At 25.1% G+C, this 19,919-nt stretch carries 12 protein-coding genes; 10 read left to right on the forward strand and 2 right to left on the reverse strand.

Features of this window, described 5'->3' with window-relative positions; translation table 4 throughout:
- Positions 1-2 precede the first annotated feature (2 nt).
- Both ACJA28_RS03215 and dnaE read right to left on the reverse strand, forming a co-directional pair.
- On the reverse strand, positions 3-872 hold the full coding sequence (locus ACJA28_RS03215) for a 5'-3' exonuclease H3TH domain-containing protein (protein WP_022935548.1): 870 nt from the start codon (positions 870-872) through the stop codon (positions 3-5).
- Entirely contained in the window at positions 872-3,766 is a 2,895-nt protein-coding gene (gene dnaE, locus ACJA28_RS03220; protein WP_022935547.1) for a DNA polymerase III subunit alpha, read from the reverse strand. Before dnaE ends, ACJA28_RS03215 begins: the two co-directional genes overlap by 1 nt.
- A gap of 54 nt (positions 3,767-3,820) precedes the next feature.
- Here dnaE and ACJA28_RS03225 point away from each other — a divergent pair, with 54 nt between their 5' ends.
- From ACJA28_RS03225 to ACJA28_RS03270, 10 genes are all read left to right on the forward strand, one after another.
- Positions 3,821-5,155: a hypothetical protein gene (locus tag ACJA28_RS03225; protein WP_022935546.1), complete on the forward strand. Its 1,335-nt coding sequence runs from the start codon at positions 3,821-3,823 to the stop codon at positions 5,153-5,155.
- Between the two features lie 316 nt (positions 5,156-5,471).
- Positions 5,472-6,404, forward strand: coding sequence for a hypothetical protein (locus tag ACJA28_RS03230; protein WP_022935545.1), 933 nt, complete (start codon positions 5,472-5,474; stop codon positions 6,402-6,404).
- A gap of 80 nt (positions 6,405-6,484) precedes the next feature.
- A complete protein-coding gene (locus tag ACJA28_RS03235; RefSeq protein ID WP_022935544.1) occupies positions 6,485-7,549 on the forward strand; it encodes an MMOB1630 family gliding motility ATPase complex subunit in 1,065 nt (354 codons plus the stop codon).
- Positions 7,549-8,190 carry an MMOB1640 family gliding machinery internal complex protein gene (locus ACJA28_RS03240; protein WP_022935543.1) on the forward strand — a complete coding sequence of 214 codons (642 nt, stop codon included), beginning with the start codon at positions 7,549-7,551 and terminating at the stop codon, positions 8,188-8,190. The genes ACJA28_RS03235 and ACJA28_RS03240 overlap by 1 nt, the downstream gene beginning before the upstream one ends.
- A gap of 21 nt (positions 8,191-8,211) precedes the next feature.
- Positions 8,212-9,819: an MMOB1660 family gliding motility ATPase complex subunit gene (locus tag ACJA28_RS03245; RefSeq protein ID WP_022935542.1), complete on the forward strand. Its 1,608-nt coding sequence runs from the start codon at positions 8,212-8,214 to the stop codon at positions 9,817-9,819.
- Complete coding sequence (locus ACJA28_RS03250; protein WP_022935541.1) at positions 9,809-11,911, forward strand: MMOB1670 family gliding motility ATPase complex subunit; 2,103 nt, start codon at positions 9,809-9,811, stop codon at positions 11,909-11,911. The genes ACJA28_RS03245 and ACJA28_RS03250 overlap by 11 nt, the downstream gene beginning before the upstream one ends.
- Before the next feature lie 90 nt (positions 11,912-12,001).
- Positions 12,002-15,583 carry a leucine-rich repeat domain-containing protein gene (locus ACJA28_RS03255; protein WP_022935540.1) on the forward strand — a complete coding sequence of 1,194 codons (3,582 nt, stop codon included), beginning with the start codon at positions 12,002-12,004 and terminating at the stop codon, positions 15,581-15,583.
- A gap of 74 nt (positions 15,584-15,657) precedes the next feature.
- The gene (gene gyrA / locus ACJA28_RS03260; protein ID WP_022935539.1) at positions 15,658-18,405 is read left to right on the forward strand and encodes a DNA gyrase subunit A; all 2,748 of its coding nucleotides are present in this window, start codon (positions 15,658-15,660) and stop codon (positions 18,403-18,405) included.
- 3 nt (positions 18,406-18,408) lie between these two features.
- The gene (gene fmt / locus ACJA28_RS03265; RefSeq protein ID WP_022935538.1) at positions 18,409-19,248 is read left to right on the forward strand and encodes a methionyl-tRNA formyltransferase; all 840 of its coding nucleotides are present in this window, start codon (positions 18,409-18,411) and stop codon (positions 19,246-19,248) included.
- Positions 19,248-19,916 (forward strand): hypothetical protein, encoded by a 669-nt coding sequence (locus ACJA28_RS03270; protein WP_022935537.1) that lies wholly within the window; start codon positions 19,248-19,250, stop codon positions 19,914-19,916. The genes fmt and ACJA28_RS03270 overlap by 1 nt, the downstream gene beginning before the upstream one ends.
- The last annotated feature ends 3 nt before the right edge of the window (positions 19,917-19,919 follow it).

Below are 19,919 nucleotides of genomic sequence, written 5' to 3' on the forward strand. Positions count from 1 at the left end.
AGTTAGTGCAATTTATTTATAGTGTCAATAATTTTTTTTAAACTATATTTATTTAGCGTTTCTATAGCTTTTTCACTTTTAAAATTTGCTACTAGAACTTCAAGAGATTGCAAGTTCAGATCTAAATTTACATTTTTATTTAATGTTGCTAATTCTTTGCACATAAACGAACATTCTTTATTTTCTAAAAACATATTTTTTTGTTTTTGACTTAATTCATCAATATTGTCATATATACCTTCTAAAGTTTTATATTTAGAAAGTAAATTAGTAGCTGTTTTAGGACCAATTCCTTTAATTCCTAGAAGATTATCTGAACTATCACCAGCTATTCCTTTATAGTCTACTACTTGATTTGGGTAGAAATTGTAAATGCTAAAAAAATTTTTATCATTAATTTTTTTATACTTAGCATTAACTTCTTTATTTGTGTTTTTTTGAATTATTGTTACATTTTTATCAATTAATTGTAATAAATCTCGATCTTCAGACAAAATTAATATTTCATTTTCATTTTTGTATTTTTCAGTCAAAGTAGCAATTAAATCATCCGCCTCATCAGTATCTTTAGCTAAATGTTTTAAATTTAGCGAATTTAAAATTTCTCTTATTACATTTTTTTGAATATATAACTCGTTAGGCGCTTTTATTCTTCCTGCTTTATATTGTTCAAATTTTTGATGCCTTCATGTTTTACTAAATCCATCAAAAGCAAAAAAAACATAATCAGGATTTTCTACTTTAAATAATTCAAAAAAAGTATTAAAAAATAAATGCGTTGGCATATTGCCAGGTATTTTAGATATTGCTTGTGCTGCATAAAAAGAACGAAATAATAGTAAATTAGCGTCAATTAATAAAATTTTTTTCATTATTTAATTTTCTCCCATTTACTAACATTAAAATATTTTTTACCATTACGATCTAATTTTAAAATTGTTACATATCCAATGGTATTTTTTTCAATTAAATCAAATATAAATTTGTTTTTTTCATTAAATCAAATAGTTTCATTTGTAGATGAATCGGCAACTTCAATACAATAAGCCATTTTTTTGAATTTTGTCATTACTTCTTTTTTATTAATAATGGATAAAACAATCTTATATTCAATACCAACTTTTAAATTATTTAATTTATCTTCAGTTTCATATTTTGACGTTACAAAAGCATTATAAATCATTCCTAAATATTTAATTTCATTCTTAGCTTCTAATTCAAGATTTTGTTCTACAATTTCCATTTTAGGTTTTTTTGCATTTAAATCTAAAATAATCTCATTTGTATTTTCATCTTTATAACTAATAGCTGAAGCGTATGATAAAGCCTTCATTTTATTATTAATTAATGTACACATATTTCCAAATTCTCTTAAAGTATTAGATTCAATTAGAATATCAATAATTGAATCACCAATATTTGCTTTTTTTGCTCTTGCTATAAAATTAAAGAAATCTATAAATTTTCCGTTAATTTCGAATTCTTCTAATATTTTATTATTAGCAGCAACACCTAATCCTTTCACAAAAGTCAAAGGCAAATACAAAGTTTTTTTCTTATCATGGTTGATATCTTTTGATATTTTATTAACCATTGGAGATTCGATATTAAATTTTAATTCTTTTGCTTCTAAAACAGTTTTATTTATCATATCGATTGAGGATGTTAATGAAATAATTCCTGAATAAAAACAAAGAGGATACCTTACTTTTAAAAATGCCATTCTGTAACTTAGAGTTGCATAAGCAACTGCATGTGATTTATTAAAACCATATTCAGCAAATTTGACAATTTGATTATAAATTTTTTGGGCAACACTTTTAGAAATATTATTATTAATTGCACCAGAAATAAATGTTTTTTCCATTTCTAAAATTTCTTCTTTTTTCTTTTTGCTAATTGCTCTTCTTAAGATGTCAGCTTTAGCGAAACTTAATCCTGCAACTTTTTGAATAATTTCCATTATTTGCTCTTGGTAAATAATTATTCCATTAGTCGTTAAAACTATTTGATCATATTCTGGAGAAATTTTATCTATTAGATTTGGGTTATTTTTATTTTCAATATATTTTGGAATATTTGACAATGGACCAGGTCTAAAAAGGGAAATAGTATCTACTAAATCATTAAATTTATTGATTCTTACTTTTTGAATTGTATTCATCATTCCATGAGATTCTAATTGGAAGATACCTAAAACTTTTGCACTAGTTAATAGTTTGTTAGTTTTTTCATCATCTAACGAAATTTTGTCAAAAGAAAAATTAATATCAAAATTTTTTTGAACTTCTCCTTCCATTTTTTTAATAATTGTTAGAGTTCTCAAACCCAATAAATCTATTTTCAATAAATCTCAGTCTTCAATATATTCCATTGAAAATTGAGTTACTAAATTTTGATCTAAATCTATTACTGGTATTGAATCTATAATCGGATTCTTAGACAAAACAACTCCTGCAGCATGAATTCCAACTTGTCTTGGCAATGATTCAATAAGTAGAGAATATTCATATAACTTAGTTAATATTTCTTCAGAATCAATTGTTGATTTGAATTTTATATTTTTTTCATATGATTCTTTTAATGAATCGCTACCAGAAATTAGTTTAGTAATTTCATTCATTCTACTAAAATTAATATTTAAGAATCTTCCACAATCCTTTAAAGCTTGTTTTGCACCAACGCGTTGAAAAGTACAAATTTGAGCAACGTTGTTTTGTCCATATTTGTTTTTAAGGTATTCAATTATTTCATCTCTTTTATCGTCTTGAATATCAATATCAATATCTGGCATAGATATTCTTTCTTCATTTAAAAATCTTTCAAAATAAAGATTAAATTCTAATGGATTTATCTGAGTAATCCCTAAAATGTATGCTACTAAAGAACCTGAAACAGAACCTCTACCTGGACCAATTGAAATATTGTTTGATTTAGCTCAATTAACTAAATCACTAATTATTAAAAAATAATTTTCAACTCTCATTTTTTTTATAACTGAAAGTTCATAATTCACTCTTTTTTCAACAATATTAGAATCGTATTTTTTAATATCTTTACACAATTCAATTTTATTTCTAACAGATTCTTGTAAATATTGAAAAGGTTCTTCACAAAATTCGGGCAACATATTTTTTTTGTCTTCAAAAACTACGTTACATTCATCAATAATTTTATTAATATTCTGAATTAAATTTGAAGAAATATTTTCGTTTATGATTTCAAATACATAGTTATTATTTACTTCTAATTTTACTTCTTTCAAATTATTAATAATTTGTAAGGAAGAATAAAATTTGTCACTAAGGATACGACAATCTTTTAAATAGATATTTGCTTCATTATTATTTTTTTCTCAAAAATAAAAATTTTTAAATTTATTTTTTAAATTATCAATATTTTTGTAACCGTATGTAGGATGATTTATAACAAACAAATTTTCATCACTTAATTGTTCAATTGTAAGTTTTTTATTTTTGGATTTTAAATAAGAAAATTTTTTAATTTCGGAAAATCCTTTATTGTTTTTGGCTAATAAAATCAATCTTCCTTGATCAAAATCAATATCAATTCCAAATATCGGTTTTATTTTATATAACTCGCAATATTTTCTAAATTCAGCAAATCCATGAATATTATTATGATCAGTCAAAACAAGAGCGTTTAAGTTGTGTTTTTTAGCAAATTCAACGTAATCTTTTATTTTGGTTGGACTTTCAAAAAAACTATATTCAGAATTAAAATGAAGGTTTGTTATTTTGTTCATATTATGGTAATTATATTAAAATATAAAATATTAATTTTTTGAAGGAGAAAAGTTGTGAATTTAAAAAAAATAACTATTTTATTTTCATCTTTAATTTCTCCATTAATAACTATTCCTACAATTGTTTCGTGTTCTAACAACAGCATAAATAATAAGATTGATAAATTAAAAATTACACTAGATAATTTTGTTAATAATAATCGCACTGAATTAAATTCAAATTGTGTTGAATCATCGTTTAATAATTCGTTAACTAGCAGCATTAATTTATTTACAATTTTAACTAACCCTTCAAATGTTAGTACATATTTTGATTTTTCTAAAAATTTTGACTTAAACGAAAATTTAAAATTAAATTTTGAATTTACTTATGGAATTATTGATTCGTATGGAAATTCGTTAAATCCATTTATTTCATCTAATAAAAGTTCAATAACTATTCCTGTTTTAATATATCTCTATGATAATGAGCAAGATATTCAGATTTGCAAATATATTAATTTATTTTCTTTAGATATTGTTGATTCAATAATTGAAGATGAAACTAGTGACTATAATGGTGTAAGTGCAAAAAAAATAATTTTTAAAAACGATAATCAATTAAGTGAATTTAAATCTATTCCAACTATAATGGTAGAAAAGTACTTGGATTTTATTACTTTAACAACCGATTCTGTAGCTTGACATAAAGAACCTATATACAACAATAATGAAGAAAATGACAATTTTAGCGAATGAAAAGGAAAAACATTAACTGAAGTTAGAGAAATATCTCAAGCAATAAAACCGCCTTCTGATTTTTTTGATGGAAAAGGAAATAAATATAATTACACAATTTCAAAGGCATACTTTTATGCCGAGGAAAGACAATATGCAATGTTTATTATAAAAATGACATTAAATAGTTCGTCGTTTTCTTCTTTAATTAAAGATGCAAAAGAAATTTATGGATTAAATTTTGAAAAAGAATATTCCATATTAGTAACTAAATTTAAATTTGCCTATCCTTCAACATCTGATATTGAAACATATGTTAATAATAATAAAGAAATTTTGGCTCCAATACTTGAAGAAGCAAAAAATAACATTATGCTTTTTACCCCTATAGTTAGAATTGATCATTACATTGCAAAAGAAATAGGTGTTAAAAAATTAATTGAAAGATTTAATAATGGCGCAAGAGATTTTGTAAAACCAAATTCTTTTGTTTATAAAACTGATAATGGACAAGAAAGATTAATTAGTTTTTCAATTAAATCTTTAGAATCAGATGAAACTAATTCAAATCTTCTTAAAATTAATTTAGAAATACATATTGATAAAGGAGATTTGATGGCGACAGATTCATTTTTTAAGATTTTTAATTTAAAAACTGGTAAATTTCAATAAAAAATAGCTTTAAAATAGCAGTTTTTTGTGAGTTATTCTATGTTGAAAACTTTTTTTTAAATACCATTTAATCAAGTAAAATATTGGCTTTTTTGCAAAAATAATAAAAAAAATTCTATTTTTTATACATAAAATTTGTAAAACCATCTATTTTTTGAGTTTTTGTTAATGAATGTTGGTAAAATTAGATACGAACTATTTATTTTTTTTGTATCTTAGAAATTTTTAAGTAGTTCATACTTTGATCTTAATTTAAAGTATTAGTTGTTGACATACAGTTAACAATCCCCCCTTTTGTTTATATAGAGGAGAAAATATGAGTAAAGACACACAAATTCAAGAAGAAAACAATAAAGATGAAGTTGTTGTAACAGTTAATAACACTGAAGCTAAACCTGAGAAACCAACTAATTTATCAGAAATAGAAGACAAAAAAGAAGATATTAAAGAAGCAGATAAAATGAAAGTGGATGGTTCTTTAATAGATGAAAATACATCTTTCCAAACAAAATCACAACAAGAAGGAAAAAAATTTTCAGGAACATTGTCATATGAAGATGTTCTTTCTCAAACACAAGAATTAGTTGATATTAAAAATACAAACATTGATTATGTTGCAGAAGAAGCAAGATTAAGAAAAGAAAAAATTGAAGGTTTATCAGAACACTTTAATGATTTAAATGCTAAACCGTTGTCTTCTGTTGATTCATACGCAAACTATAATTTGGTGTTAAATAAATCAATTTGAAATTACAATGAAGTTGAGCAAAGAAACACAAAGTTAACTTTGATGGATTTAGCTTTACAAACACATATCTATTTGTATGATGGAAACATTATTCCTATTGAAGAAGTTAAAAATTTACTAGACAATTTTGTTGAGGCAGTTAAAGAAAACATAGTTGCTGGTTATCCAGTAATTTTGAACTCGGCTTTAATTGTTGATGTTATTCGTTTTGATAAGTCAAAAGTTATTCCTATAACAATTGCAAACCCTAAATTAATTCCTCCAATTGGTGTAGTTGAATGACAATCATTTGTTAAAGACACAGATAAGAACCATTTAATTATCAAAACATTTATTATGTTATTAGATAACGCTTTAAGCAATGGACATGAATGTGAATTTTTCCCAGAAACAATTATGGTTAGAAACGCATCAGGAATTACATCGCTATATATTTCTGAATCAGCAGCAGCTAAGTTTAATTCTTCAATTCATCCAAGATCTCCAAAAAATAAAGAATAATAACTGTTACCAAAAATTTGGTGGTTTTAGTATTTAACTACTATTCTAGAAATTAGTTAGAAAAGTAAAGGAGGTTGAAGATGAGTTATGTTCAAAAAAATATGAAATTTCTAAAAGCAAAACAAAAAAACATGGAATTTTTTGAAACATATTTAGATATTTCAAAATTACGTATTTTGCAAATTCTTAATGAAGAGCAAAAAGCTCTTGATACATTGAAAATGATTAAGCATTCAAATTCAAAATTTTTAGAAACAATTAATGTTAATTTTTTTAAGAATGAGAAAACATTCATTGAATCTACAGATCCTGATAGAAAAACAAGAGAAGAAATCTATTTTTTGGTGGATGCAAAAGAAAATGATGAATATGCAGAAATAATGTACAAAAAACTTGAAGAAACTCTTGAAGCAAAAATTAAAAGAGGCGATTCAGTAATTACAATTGGTAATCGTGTTAATCTAATTGCCCAAAAATTAGAGTTAAACATTATCCAACATTTTCCTTATGATTTGTATGAAAATCAAAGTGAGTTTATAAATAAAGTTGCAACATTGGTGGAAGTCGGGTTTAAAAATGAATTATTTACAGACGCTACACTAATCATTGCTCAACAAAATCAAGACAATCGTGAATTAGTGATGAAAAAATTAGCTCCATTTGAGCACGAAAAAAACATGAAGAATGAAATTTACTCTAATGATACAAAAAGTATTGGATTGAAAAAAACATCAACAATGGATTTTGAAAGTATTAAGCAAAACGCAAGTGTTGATTATTCAAAATATTTACAAGATTTAGATACTAAAAAACTTTCATGGATTCCAAATATCACTTTCTTCAAATTTAAATTAGTGAAAGCAATTATTAAACAAAATATTGTTGAATTAAGATTAATTGAAAAAATTCAAAGATTAAAACTAGAAATTCAATTATTGGATGAAAAAAGAAACAAAATTCACGATGAACTTATTGTTATTCAACGTTTAGTAAACAGAGTTAGAAGGGAAAAAGAGACCGAATCATCAATTGTTTTATATTCAGCATTTAAAGTTAGAAATTCAGGAATTAACATTTTAGATGAAGTTAGAAAGAAAAAAGATGAAGATGATCTTCTTTATTACAAAAAAGGAGGTGTTAGATAGTGTCTAAATTACTATTAGCAACACCTACTGATCCAAAACTTTTATCTAACTTGTTGGATGAACAAAAAGAAATTATTACAAAAATTACATTAATTTCAGTTGATTTTCCTCCAATTGAAGTATTAAATGGAATCGACACAAAAATAAACAACGATAAAAAATTAGATCAAAGTGTGTTCAACAAAAAACAAGATCAAGCAGCTATGTTTGATGTTGTTGGACTTATTGTGGATATATCACCAATAAATTCAAGTTTAAAATCATTTAAAGATACAAACAATAATATTGACAAAAAAACATTTATTATTGCAAATGAGGTAATGTTTATTTCTCATGAAAATAGTAAATTAATTTCAATTAATGGTGACTTTAATGTTTTACCTAATGAATTAATCTCAAAAATTTATACTAATTTTCCAGAATTAAAATCATCAGATTTAAATGAATTAGAAGATTTATTAGAAGTATCAAAAGACGAAACTGCAATTAAAGCGTTTTACAAATTAGGACATTATTTTACAGCTAAGAAGTATGAAATCAATAATAATATTTTTAGTTTAATTGAACATCAAGAGCAAGCAGAAGCAGTTGCTAAAAAAGTTTTATTGAAAAAAATGGTAGCTTGAGAAATAAGAAAATAGAAATAAGGAGAAGGAGAAATTATGAAAGAAAAAGAATTATCAATAATTTCTATCAAGGACGATATTATTGTTGTTGAAGGACAACATTCATTCCAATTTCTTGAAGAAATTAAATTCGGAAAAGAAGTAAATGGTATCGTAATTAGAGCTAACTTTTATAGAGCATATGTTGCTTTAGTTGGTAAATCAACTCATGAAGAAATTAAAGTAGGTGGTAAAGCATTTGCCACAGGTAAAGTATTTACAGTTTCAATTTTTAACAATTTCTTTGGAGCAATTATTGATGTTAATTCAAACATCTTAGTTGAAGGAAACAGAGTAGATTTAATTAAAGTTTTAGCTCAAAAATTTGTTTTATCAGAAGCTAAACCTTTATATACAAGAAAAGAAGTTAATCAACCTTTACAAACAGGAACATCTGCAATTGATGGTTTATTGCCAATTGGTAGAGGGCAAAAAGAATTGATTGTTGGTGATGCTGTTACAGGAAAAACATCAATTGCTATTACAGCGTTGTTATCACAAGAATCATCAAATGTTTTAAATATTTATGTTGCAATTGGTAAAAAACGTGAAGAGTTAATTGAAATTAAAAACGTGTTAGAATCACGTGGTGTTTTAAGTAAAACTATTATTATTGCAACTGCACCAGATGATTCAGCAGCTTCAAAATTTCTAGCACCTTATGTAGGAGCTTCAATTGCTGAATATTTACAAGAACAAGGTGAGGATGTATTAGTAATATTTGATGACTTAACAAATCATGCTGATGCTTATAGAGAATTATCATTATCAACAGGATCAGCACCAGGTCGTGAAGCTTTCCCAGGGGATATTTTCTATGTGCATTCTAGATTATTAGAAAGATGTGGAAGATATCAACCTGAAGTTGGTGGTGGTTCAATTACCATGATTCCTATTGCTCAAACATTGGATGGAGATATTTCAGGTTATATTCCAACAAACATTATTTCAATTACTGATGGGCAAATTTACACATCTACAGATATTTTTAACGAAGGTAGAAGACCAGCTATTGAAATTTCAATTTCAGTTTCTCGTTTAGGTTCACAAGTACAAACTAAATCAATGAGAAAAGCAACATCAGGTTTAAAAAATCTAGTTTCTGAGTATGAAAACTTCAAAAAATTTGCTTCATTTAATTCAAACATTTCAGATAAAGATCGTGAAACTATTGCAAAAGGTAAAGCTTTTGAAATTATTATCAATCAAGATGAATATGAAGTTATTTCATTAGAAGTAACAGCAATAATGTTTATGCTTTTAAAAAATGGATTCTTATCACTATTCTTCAATGAAGGTATTGAGAAAGCAGTAGAGTTATTTACAACACTAAAAGATGTAATTAAAGTATTCTTAACAAAAGATGTTTTAGGTAGAAAATTAATTCAAATTGTTAATGAAAAAGATGTTGATGATGAAGCAGTTTCTTTATACCAAAAACATATTATTTTACCTTTAATAAAATATCACTTATTATCAGAAAATAAATGATTGAGAAACAACCCAGAATTCATTAAAGTATTCAAAGATATCAGAAATGATGGTAGAGTTCTTTTAGCATATGAAAGAAGAGGTCTAGAGAAAGGAATAGCATATGAAATTTAATGATGTATACAAATCACCTGCAGATAAAAGAAGATATCTAGAAAGTTTTGATTTTGTAAATCTTAAAAAAGCTGCTAAGATAGGAAAAATTGCAACTGCAAACATTAAAACAAAAGCAGAATTAATTAAAAAAATATTAGCTTTTGATGTTAAAAATAAATATCTAATTTGTAAAACAATTTATGATCATCAAGATGAATATGGTAAACCAAAAGTTGATGATGCTACAACTTTAAAAACTCAAGAAGTAAAAGTTGAAGAACCAAAACAAGAAACACAAACTGGAACTTTGGTTATCAAAAAAACAATTAAAAAATCAGGTGAAACAACAAAATCAACTGGTAAAACTAAAACAACAACTATTGAATTAGATAAAAAAGAAACAAAAGTTAAAACTTCAGTTGAAGATGAAATGATTAAATCACAATACAAGGTGTATACAGCTGAAGAATTAGCTTTAATGTTAGAAGGACAATTAAATGTTATTGCAGATAACTTAAAAATTTCTTCTGCAGATAGAATAGAAAAACCTACTTTAATAAGAGCGATTTTAAAAGCTCAACAGTCAAATGACTTCTTAAAAAGAAGAGAAAATTCAATTAAGAAATTTACAGCAACAAATCCTGTTAAACCAATTGATCCAAAAGGATATGTAATTAAAGGGATTGTTGCTGAAGTAAAATCGCAAGTTTATAAAATTCAAATTATTCAAGCTTCAGAAAAAGTTTCAATTGGTTCAGTGTTTGAAGGTGCATTACCAAATGGTGAAATTAAAATTTTAGAAGTTTCAGAAATTATTAATGATAAATTAGTTTCTGCTTTTGTTTTAGGATCAGAGGAAGGATTGGCAATTGGACAAGAATTGCGTTCAAGAAACCAACCATATACAATTAAAATTTCTCCTAAAATTTTAGGTAGAGTTATTGATCCAGTTGGTAGAATTTTGGATGATCCTAAACATGGATTAGATGGAAAATATTATGCTCCATTGCAAGTTACAGAAACAAAACAAAAAGATAGATATAAAATTATTCCAAAAACAGAATTACTTGAAACAGGAATCAAAGTTATCGACTTATTAATTCCAATTGCAAAAGGTGGAAAAACAGGTCTATTAGGTGGTGCTGGAGTTGGAAAAACAGTTATTGTTCAAGAATTAATTAATACATTTATTAAACATCATGATGGTTTGTCTGTGTTTACAGGTATTGGGGAACGTATTCGTGAAGGTCATGAATTATGACAAGAAGCTAGAGAATTAGGATTTTTAGACAAAACAACATTTGTATTTGGGCAAATGAATGAAGCTCCTGGATTACGTTTAAGATCAGGATTTACAGGAGTTAAAATTGCTGAATATTTCAGAAATAACTTAGGTAAATCAGTTCTATTGTTTATTGATAACATTTTCCGTTATGTACAAGCCGGATCAGAACTTTCAACACTTCTAGAAAGAACACCTTCAACTGTTGGTTATCAACCAACACTTGTATCTGAAATGGGAAGATTACAAGAACGTATTAACTCATCATTAGATGGAGATATTACATCTATCCAAGCTATGTATATTCCAGCTGACGATTTCACAGATCCAGCTCCAGTTGCTACATTTGCTCACTTTGATTCAACAATTATTCTTTCAAGACAATTAGCAGCACAAGGAATTTATCCAGCTATTGATCCATTGGCCTCATCTTCAAAACTATTATCAATTAAGTTTACTTCAAAACGTCATATTCAAATCGCAAGAAACACAGCTCAAATTCTTAATAAATTAATTAAATTAGAAGAAATTATTAATGTTTTAGGATTTGATGCGTTAATTGAGTCTGATAAGCAAATTGTTGAAACAGGTAGAAGATTGAAAAAATTCATGACTCAACCATTTACAATTGCAGAAAAATTTACAGGAGTTGAGGGTAGATTTGTTAAATTAGAAGAAACATTAGATTCAGTTGAAGCAATTATTTCAGGACAATTTAATTACATTCCTGAATCAGCATTTGCTTATGTTGGTAGTCTATCAGAAGTTATTGAAAAATTCAATAAAACACAACAAGTAAATGTTCAAAATCAAACATCATTAAAATAACATTTTAGCTTTGAAAATATGTAAAAATCTCTCTAATAAAAGAGATTTTTATTACTTTTTAAACAAAAATGTAATGATAAAATTTTAATCATGAAGTTGAGCAAAAACAAAATTTCGTTATTGACTATTTCTTCAATATTATCTTTTATACCAATTTCAACTTTTGTTATTTCGTGTTCTTCTAAATCAACATCACCTTCAAGTTTAGAATTAGAACAGTTAGTTAAAGAACAAAAAATTGTTGTTGGAATTAAATCAAGTATAAAAATGTCAAAAAAAATTTTTGTTCAATATCAATCTAATTTAAAAGAAATGAACAAAATTTTAGAAATTCAAAAAAATGAGACAAATTATGAAATTACTATGGAATTACTCTCATCACCCATATACGATGAAAGTAAGAAGAAATTAAATTTTAATATTAAATTAGTCAATTTATCTAAACAAAATGAAGAATATATTTTTAACAAATCATTTGATTTTAATTTTTCAACTGAAAAAGAATTTGTTGCTAATGCAGCAAAAGAAATCAATCAATCAATAGAATTTAAAAAAGAATTTAAAAATGAAAGAATTATAGACTTGTTTAGAAAAACCAAAACTAACGAAGATTTTATTAATTGGTATATAGATATTGATAAAGCTTTGGAAAATGTTGTTGGATTAACATTTAAATTAAAAATACCTACTCAAACAACCTCGATTATTAAAAATGTTCCATTTATAAAATTTACATATGATTTATTTAATCAAGATGAAAAATTAGAAAACCCTACTGGGGCAATAGGTACACCTCAATTAAAAGTTGATAATGAGAATTTAAAAGACACATTTACTATTATTGATTATAAAGATCTAAACAATAAAAATTTAAATCTATCTTCAGAATTAGGAGAAATGTTTATAAGAGTTGATCAAGCTGATCAAATAATTGATTTAATTGAAATAAATTATGATTTTTCCAATAAAGGAATAGTTAATACGTTAGATTTGTCAATGTTTAAAGAAATAGTTTTTAATTCAAAATTTGGTAGTAATTTTATTAATCAAATCAAATTCAATAAAAAAGGAATAGTTAAAAATTTAGTTAGCGGAACATTTACTGGAAATGTTTTATCAGAAATTGAGTTACCAAAATTAGTAATTAACTATAATGCTGATTGTTTTGATTCAAATGTTAAAGTTATTGAAATAACTTCTATTGAAGATTTTAACAAATATTATAGAGATCAAAATTTATATTTAAATGAAATTCAAACCAAAGAAGAATTAGAAAATGTATTAAAGATAATTTCTAAATCTCAAAATAAATTAGAATTTAATAATGTGTATTTACCTACATTTTCTATATTATCTACTTTAAATATAAATTTTTTAAATGATTATCCTTTAACTTGTAATAAGATTATTTTTTATGATGAAAACTTTAATTATGAGTTTAAATGAAAACTAAGTTCGTGGGTAATTAAAGAAATTTATATTCCAAGTTGTATTATTCAAATATCGCAATCTAATTTACCATTTAATGTTCAAATAAATCGTGATTCAAATCCTGAAATCAAAAAATTAATTAATGGTAATACTTTTAATTATAAGAATATAGATATCAATATAAATGGATTATCTAAGAAACTTTGATCTATTAATATTTTTGATGTATTAAGTAATGAAGATTTGAATAGTATTTCTACTATTATTTTTGATGAAGACTTAAAAGATAATATTATTCCAAATTTGAATAATGATTTGTTTAATAATAAAAATATTATTTTTACTTCAAAAACTAAAAGAATTAATCCAATTTTTTATAAAATGATAAAACAAAATGCAAAATTAATTCAAAGAGATTCTGCTTTAACAGATGACATTCTTAATAGTAACAAACAATTTAATTTATTTAATTTTTATGAAAAATATAATATTAATAACAATCAAAACCTTAATGAATTTTTAGTTGGATATGAAGATCAAATCATATCTATAAATATGGATAAAGTATCTAAGATATTTAATTCAACATTTGCAGAATTAGATTGATCAGAAATAACAATTTTATTAGATTCGAATATTCAAGAGATTGAATCCAAAGCATTTCAAAATTCAAAAATTAAAATTGAACATAATAATTTTAATCCTATTAATATTGGCGATTGGGCTTTTGCAAATTCTAGTATAAGAGGAAATTTAAACTTAGAAAAATTAGAAAATTTGGGCGAATATAGTTTTTACTCTAGTAAAATTGAACAAGTAAATTTTTCAAGTAAAATTCAAATTATTCCTAGGTATGCTTTCTATTTGTGTAATAACTTAATAGATATCAATTTATCTAATATTACTAATATTAGTGAATATGCTTTTTATAATTGTTCTAAATTAAAAAATGTAGATTTAAATAAAACAAATGAAATAGGCAGATACGCTTTTTCTTCTTGTACTTCGTTAACTTTAATAAATCTATCCAATGTTATAAAATTAGGATCATTTGCTTTTAATAATTGTTTTAACTTAGAAAATATTAATTCAATAGAAAACACAAATGAAATTGGTGATAAAGTTTTTTATGGATGTAGAAAATTATCAACATCTATTTCTTTTAAAAACAATGTTATATTAGGTACTGAAATTTTTAATAATTGTTCTTCTTTAACTACAATTAATAATTTTAATTTTGATGAATATGATATTTATAAAAATCTCTTTGGTTCTTCAATTAATGTTATAGAAAATATACAAATTAACCAACATATATCTAATGAGGAATTATATAAAGTTATAGGGTACAATGCATCTACACAAATTTTAGATATGAGTTCAAAAGATTTAGAAAATAAAAAGATCATAAATTATTTATATTTATTTTTTAAAAATATAATTCATAACAACGAAAAATTTACTCTAAATGAATTAGTTTTGCCTAATCAAAGATCTATTAACGATATATTCAATAAAGTATTTTCGAATAATATAGTAATCAAAAAAATTACTTGAAATTCAAACGATAAATTAATGTCTAAATCTTTATCCAATACATTTAACAGAGCACAAATTTTATCTTTAGATGAAAATTTTTTTCAAGGTATGAATACAATTCCTGCTAATGTAATTGATAGTCAATATAAAAATTTAGATGTTAATTCATTTAATTTAGAAAGTGTTGAAAATGTAAGATCCGGAGCTTTTGTAAATTTACAAAATTCTGTTCAATTCAAAAACACTTATTCTATTAAAGTTATTGAATCAAGAGCATTTAATTCAAATTGCAATTTTGAAATCGGCATTGATGTTCAATTACAAGAAGACTCGTTTAAAGATGAAGGCATTGTTAATAATCCTAATTTTAATATTAGTAGAAAAAAAATTACTTCCAAAAATATTTATGATCAAAACACAAAAACATTAGATTTTTCTTCTGTTTTAGAAAAAGATTTATACAAATACCAAAATTTAAACAAATATTTTTTAGATGGAGATGTTAAACACTTAATATTACCTAAATTATTTAAGCTACCTGCAGATTACTTTAATGATTTAGGTATTGTAGAAACAATTGAATTTCAACACAGAAACCAAGTAATCCTAGAAAATGCTTTCAAAGGGACAACTATTTTAAATAAGCCTCATCAAACTCAAACACACGTTTTATTAGATTTAGATAATTTTTTTAGCGCTTAATATATATTACATATATATTAATCATCATTATTTAGTATAATTTATGGAGATTTTAATTATTTAAGGGGAAATTTATGGCGTTTATTGATAATGAAGAAGATAAAAAAGAAGAACAAAATGATAAAGATGATGATTCGAAGTATTATGGAAATACTGATGAATTAAAAGTTGTTTTTAAAGAAGAAAACGAAATTAAAAAAATAGTTGTTGAAGAAGATGAAGAAGTTATTCCTCAAAATAATGAGGAATATCAGGTTCAATCACAACTAATTGAAGAAGAAACAGAATTTTTAGCACCAATTAATGTTTCTCAAGAAATGAGAAAATCTTTTCTTGAATATGCTATGAGCGTTATTGTTTCTCGTGCTTTACCTGACGCTAGGGATGGTTTAAAACCTGTTCATCGTAGAATTTTGTATTCAATGTCAGAATTAGGAGTTACTTCATCAGATCCTTTTAAAAAGTCAGCTCGTATTGTTGGTGATGTTTTAGGGAAATATCATCCACATGGTGACACAGCAATTTATGAATCTATGGTTCGTATGGCACAAGATTTTTCATTGAGATATCCTTTAATTGACGGACATGGTAATTTTGGTTCAATTGATGGTGATGAAGCTGCTGCTATGCGTTATACTGAAGCTAGAATGTCAAAAATTGCTAATGAAATGATTGATGGATTAAAGAAAAATACAGTTGATTTTATTCCTAATTATGATGGTTCTGAACTAGAACCATTGGTTTTACCAGCGAGATTTCCTAATTTGTTAATTTCAGGTTCAGTTGGGATTGCTGTTGGTATGGCAACAAATATTCCGCCACATAATTTGGGAGAAGTTATTGATGGTGTTATAGCCCTTGCAAGAAAACCTGAAATTACTATTGAGGAATTAATGCAATATGTAAAAGGTCCAGATTTTCCAACGGGAGCAATGATTTTAGGGCGTAAAGGTATAGTAGATGCCTATACAACAGGGAGAGGTTCTATTGCTGTTAGATCCAAAACACATATTGAACTTTTAAAAAATGGAAAATCTAGAATTATTGTGACTGAAATTCCTTATGAAGTAAGAAAACCTTTAATGATTGAAAAAATTGCTAATTTAGTTAAAGAAAAAAAAGTTGAAGGTATTATTGATCTTAGAGATGAAACTTCAAGAAAAGGAATTCGTGTCGTAATTGAATTAAAGAAAAATGTTGTTCCTGAAGTTTTGTTAAATCAATTATTTAAATTAACTAATTTGCAAACAAATTATTCTGCAAATATGATAGCTTTAGTTAATAATGAACCTAAATTATTAAACCTTAAAGAAGCATTGGATGTTTATTTACAACATCAAATTAATGTTGTCTCAAGAAGAACACAATTTGATTTAGAAAAAGCTGAAGCTAGAGCTCATATTTTAGAAGGTTTAAAAATTGCTATTAGTAATATTGATGAAGTCATTAGAATTATAAGAAATTCTAAAACAGATGCTGAAGCACAAGAAAAAATGATGACTCAATTTGATCTTTCAGATAAACAAGCAAAAGCAATTACAGAAATGAGATTAGGAAGATTAACAGGTCTTGCTATTGAAAAAATGAATGAAGAGTTAGCAGAATTAAATAATTCAATTACTAACTTTAAACAAATTCTTTCTGATCGTTCAAAATTAATTCAATTAATTATTGATGAATTAACAATCATTAGAGACAAATATAGCGATGAAAGAAGAACTGAAATTGATATTAATAATTTTGGCGACATTTCTGATGAAGATTTAATTCCAGAAAAAAATATTTTGATTACTATGAGTGCAAAAGGATATGTAAAAAGAATTCCTTTAATTGAATATAAAGTTCAAAAAAGAGGTGGAGTTGGTTCTTCTACACAAACAACTTATAGTGATGATGATGTTGCAAAAATTATTTCTACAACTACACACACAGATTTATTAGTTTTCACTTCATATGGGAAAGTTTATCGCTTAAGAGCACATCAAATTCCAGAAATGTCAAAACAAGCCAAAGGAATTCCATTTTTAAATTTAATTCAAATTGAAAAAGATGAGCGTGTTGTTTCTTTACTTGCAACTAATTCGTATAATGAAGATGAATACTTAGTTACAGTAACCAAATTTGGTGTTATTAAAAGAACCCCAATTGTTCAATATCAAAGAATTAATCGTAATGGGAAAATTGCTTTAAGTATGCGTGAAGGTGATGAATTAATTAAAGCAATGAAAGTAAAAGAAAATGATGAAATTATCATTGGAGCTTCAAATGGTAAAGTTGTAAGATTTTCATTAGATCAAGTTAGACCAATGTCAAGAACTGCAACTGGTGTAACTGGAATGAGATTTGATGAAAATGAGAAAGCAAAAGTTATCGGTGCTTCAAACACATCTGAAGGGAATGTTGTATTATCAATTGGAGCAAATGGATTTGGTAAGAAAACAGAACTTAATGAATATAGACAAACAAAAAGAGGAGCAAAAGGAGTTAAGTCCATTAATGCTGATAAATCTGGTGCGCTTATTTATGTTGGTCTAGTAAATGGTAACGAAGATATTATGGTTGTAACAAACAAAGGTATTGCTATTAGGACTAGTTTGGAGACTGTTGCTGATAGTTCTAGATCAACCAAAGGAGTTAGAGTTATTCAAATCAAAGATAATTCAAAAATTCAATCAGTTGCAGTTTTAGATATAGAACAAATTGAAAAAGAAGTTGAACAAGAAATTACAAGAACACACGAATTATTATTACAAACATCAGATTCTTCAAACAATTTATCTGAAACTAAAAATATTGATAAAGATACTGAAGCGCAAGAATAAAGTATGAAAATTCTTTTAGCAGGCACTCCTAATTTTTCCGTTTCTACTTTTACTAAAATAATTGAAAATTTTGAAGTTGTAGGTTTAATAGCACAACCTAATAAACCTGTTGGCAGAAAACAAATACTAACCGAACCGCCTACAGTTATATTAGGAAAATATCATAAGCTTAAAATTTTTCAACCAGAAAGAATAAATGATATTTTTGAAGAATTAAAAATGCTAGATTTTGATGTTTTAATAACAATGGCTTATGGACAAATAATTCCTGAAAATATTTTAAAATTAGCAAAAAAAGGATCTTACAATATTCATGGATCTCTATTACCTAAATATCGTGGAGCTGCCCCAATTCAATACGCTTTAAATAACGGTGATACTGAAACAGGTATAACATTTATAGAAATGGTTACTAAAATGGACGCAGGAGACATTCTTTTTCAGGAAAAAATAAAAATTGAACCTGATGATAATTTAGATTCAATGTTAGAAAAATTATCAATTCTTTCATCTAAATATATTGTTGATTGATTAGATAAAATCGCTAATAATGATTTTCAAAAAAAACCACAAGAAGAATCTCTGGTTACATTCGCTCCAAAAATTACTAAAGATGATGAACAAATTATTTTTGACACTATGGATAGAACAATTAATAAAATCAGATCTTTATCTTCAGTTCCAGGAGCTTACATTATTTTAAATTCAAATAATCAAAGAATGAAAGTTTTTAAAGCTACAAAACAAGTAGTAAAAAATGCTCCAGAAATAAAGTGTTCTGATGGTTTCGTTTATGCTATTGAATTTCAATTAGCAGGAAAAAGAAAGGTTTTTCTAAAATAATGAAAACACAATGTATTATATTTGTTTTAAAAAATGATGAATTTTTTTTAATTGAAAATATCAACAAATTAGTAGAACTACAAACAGACTATGACTTATATTTTGTTACTCGTGAATCAAAAGATAGAACAAGTCAAATCTTAAAATTTAATCATTTTGTAAATATTGAATTATCTTATGATCCTGGTTATTATGAAGCATTAAAATCAGGATTTGAATTTATTAAAAATTTAAAATATCAAATTTGGATTGAATTTGGAGAATGTGGAAGAATTGAGTTAGATGAAATTAAGAGATTGAACGAAATTAACAAAGACTATAATTACGAAAAATCAGTTATTTTTGCTTCTAGATATATAAAAAACAAAAAGAATAAAAAAAGGAAACTTTATATTTGATTTTTAGTTAATATAAAGATTGCTGATCCTTACACAAGATTTAAAATTTATAATAGTTCTTCTTTTTTATTAATAAAAAATCTTTTTCATTGCAAAATTCATCCACAAGATTTTTTAAATCTCTTATACAAACAACAGGATTTTATTGAGGTGAGTACAAAATGTGAAAAAGAAAAATTTAGTGTAACTAATTTTTCTGAGAAATTTCAGCTTTTCATTTTTTCATTTTTAATTCTTCCTTTTATTAAAAAGTTTGGTCGTTACAAATAAGTA

This window comes from Mesomycoplasma moatsii (assembly GCF_045276915.1).
Lineage (GTDB): Bacteria > Bacillota_I > Bacilli_A > Mycoplasmatales > Metamycoplasmataceae > UBA710.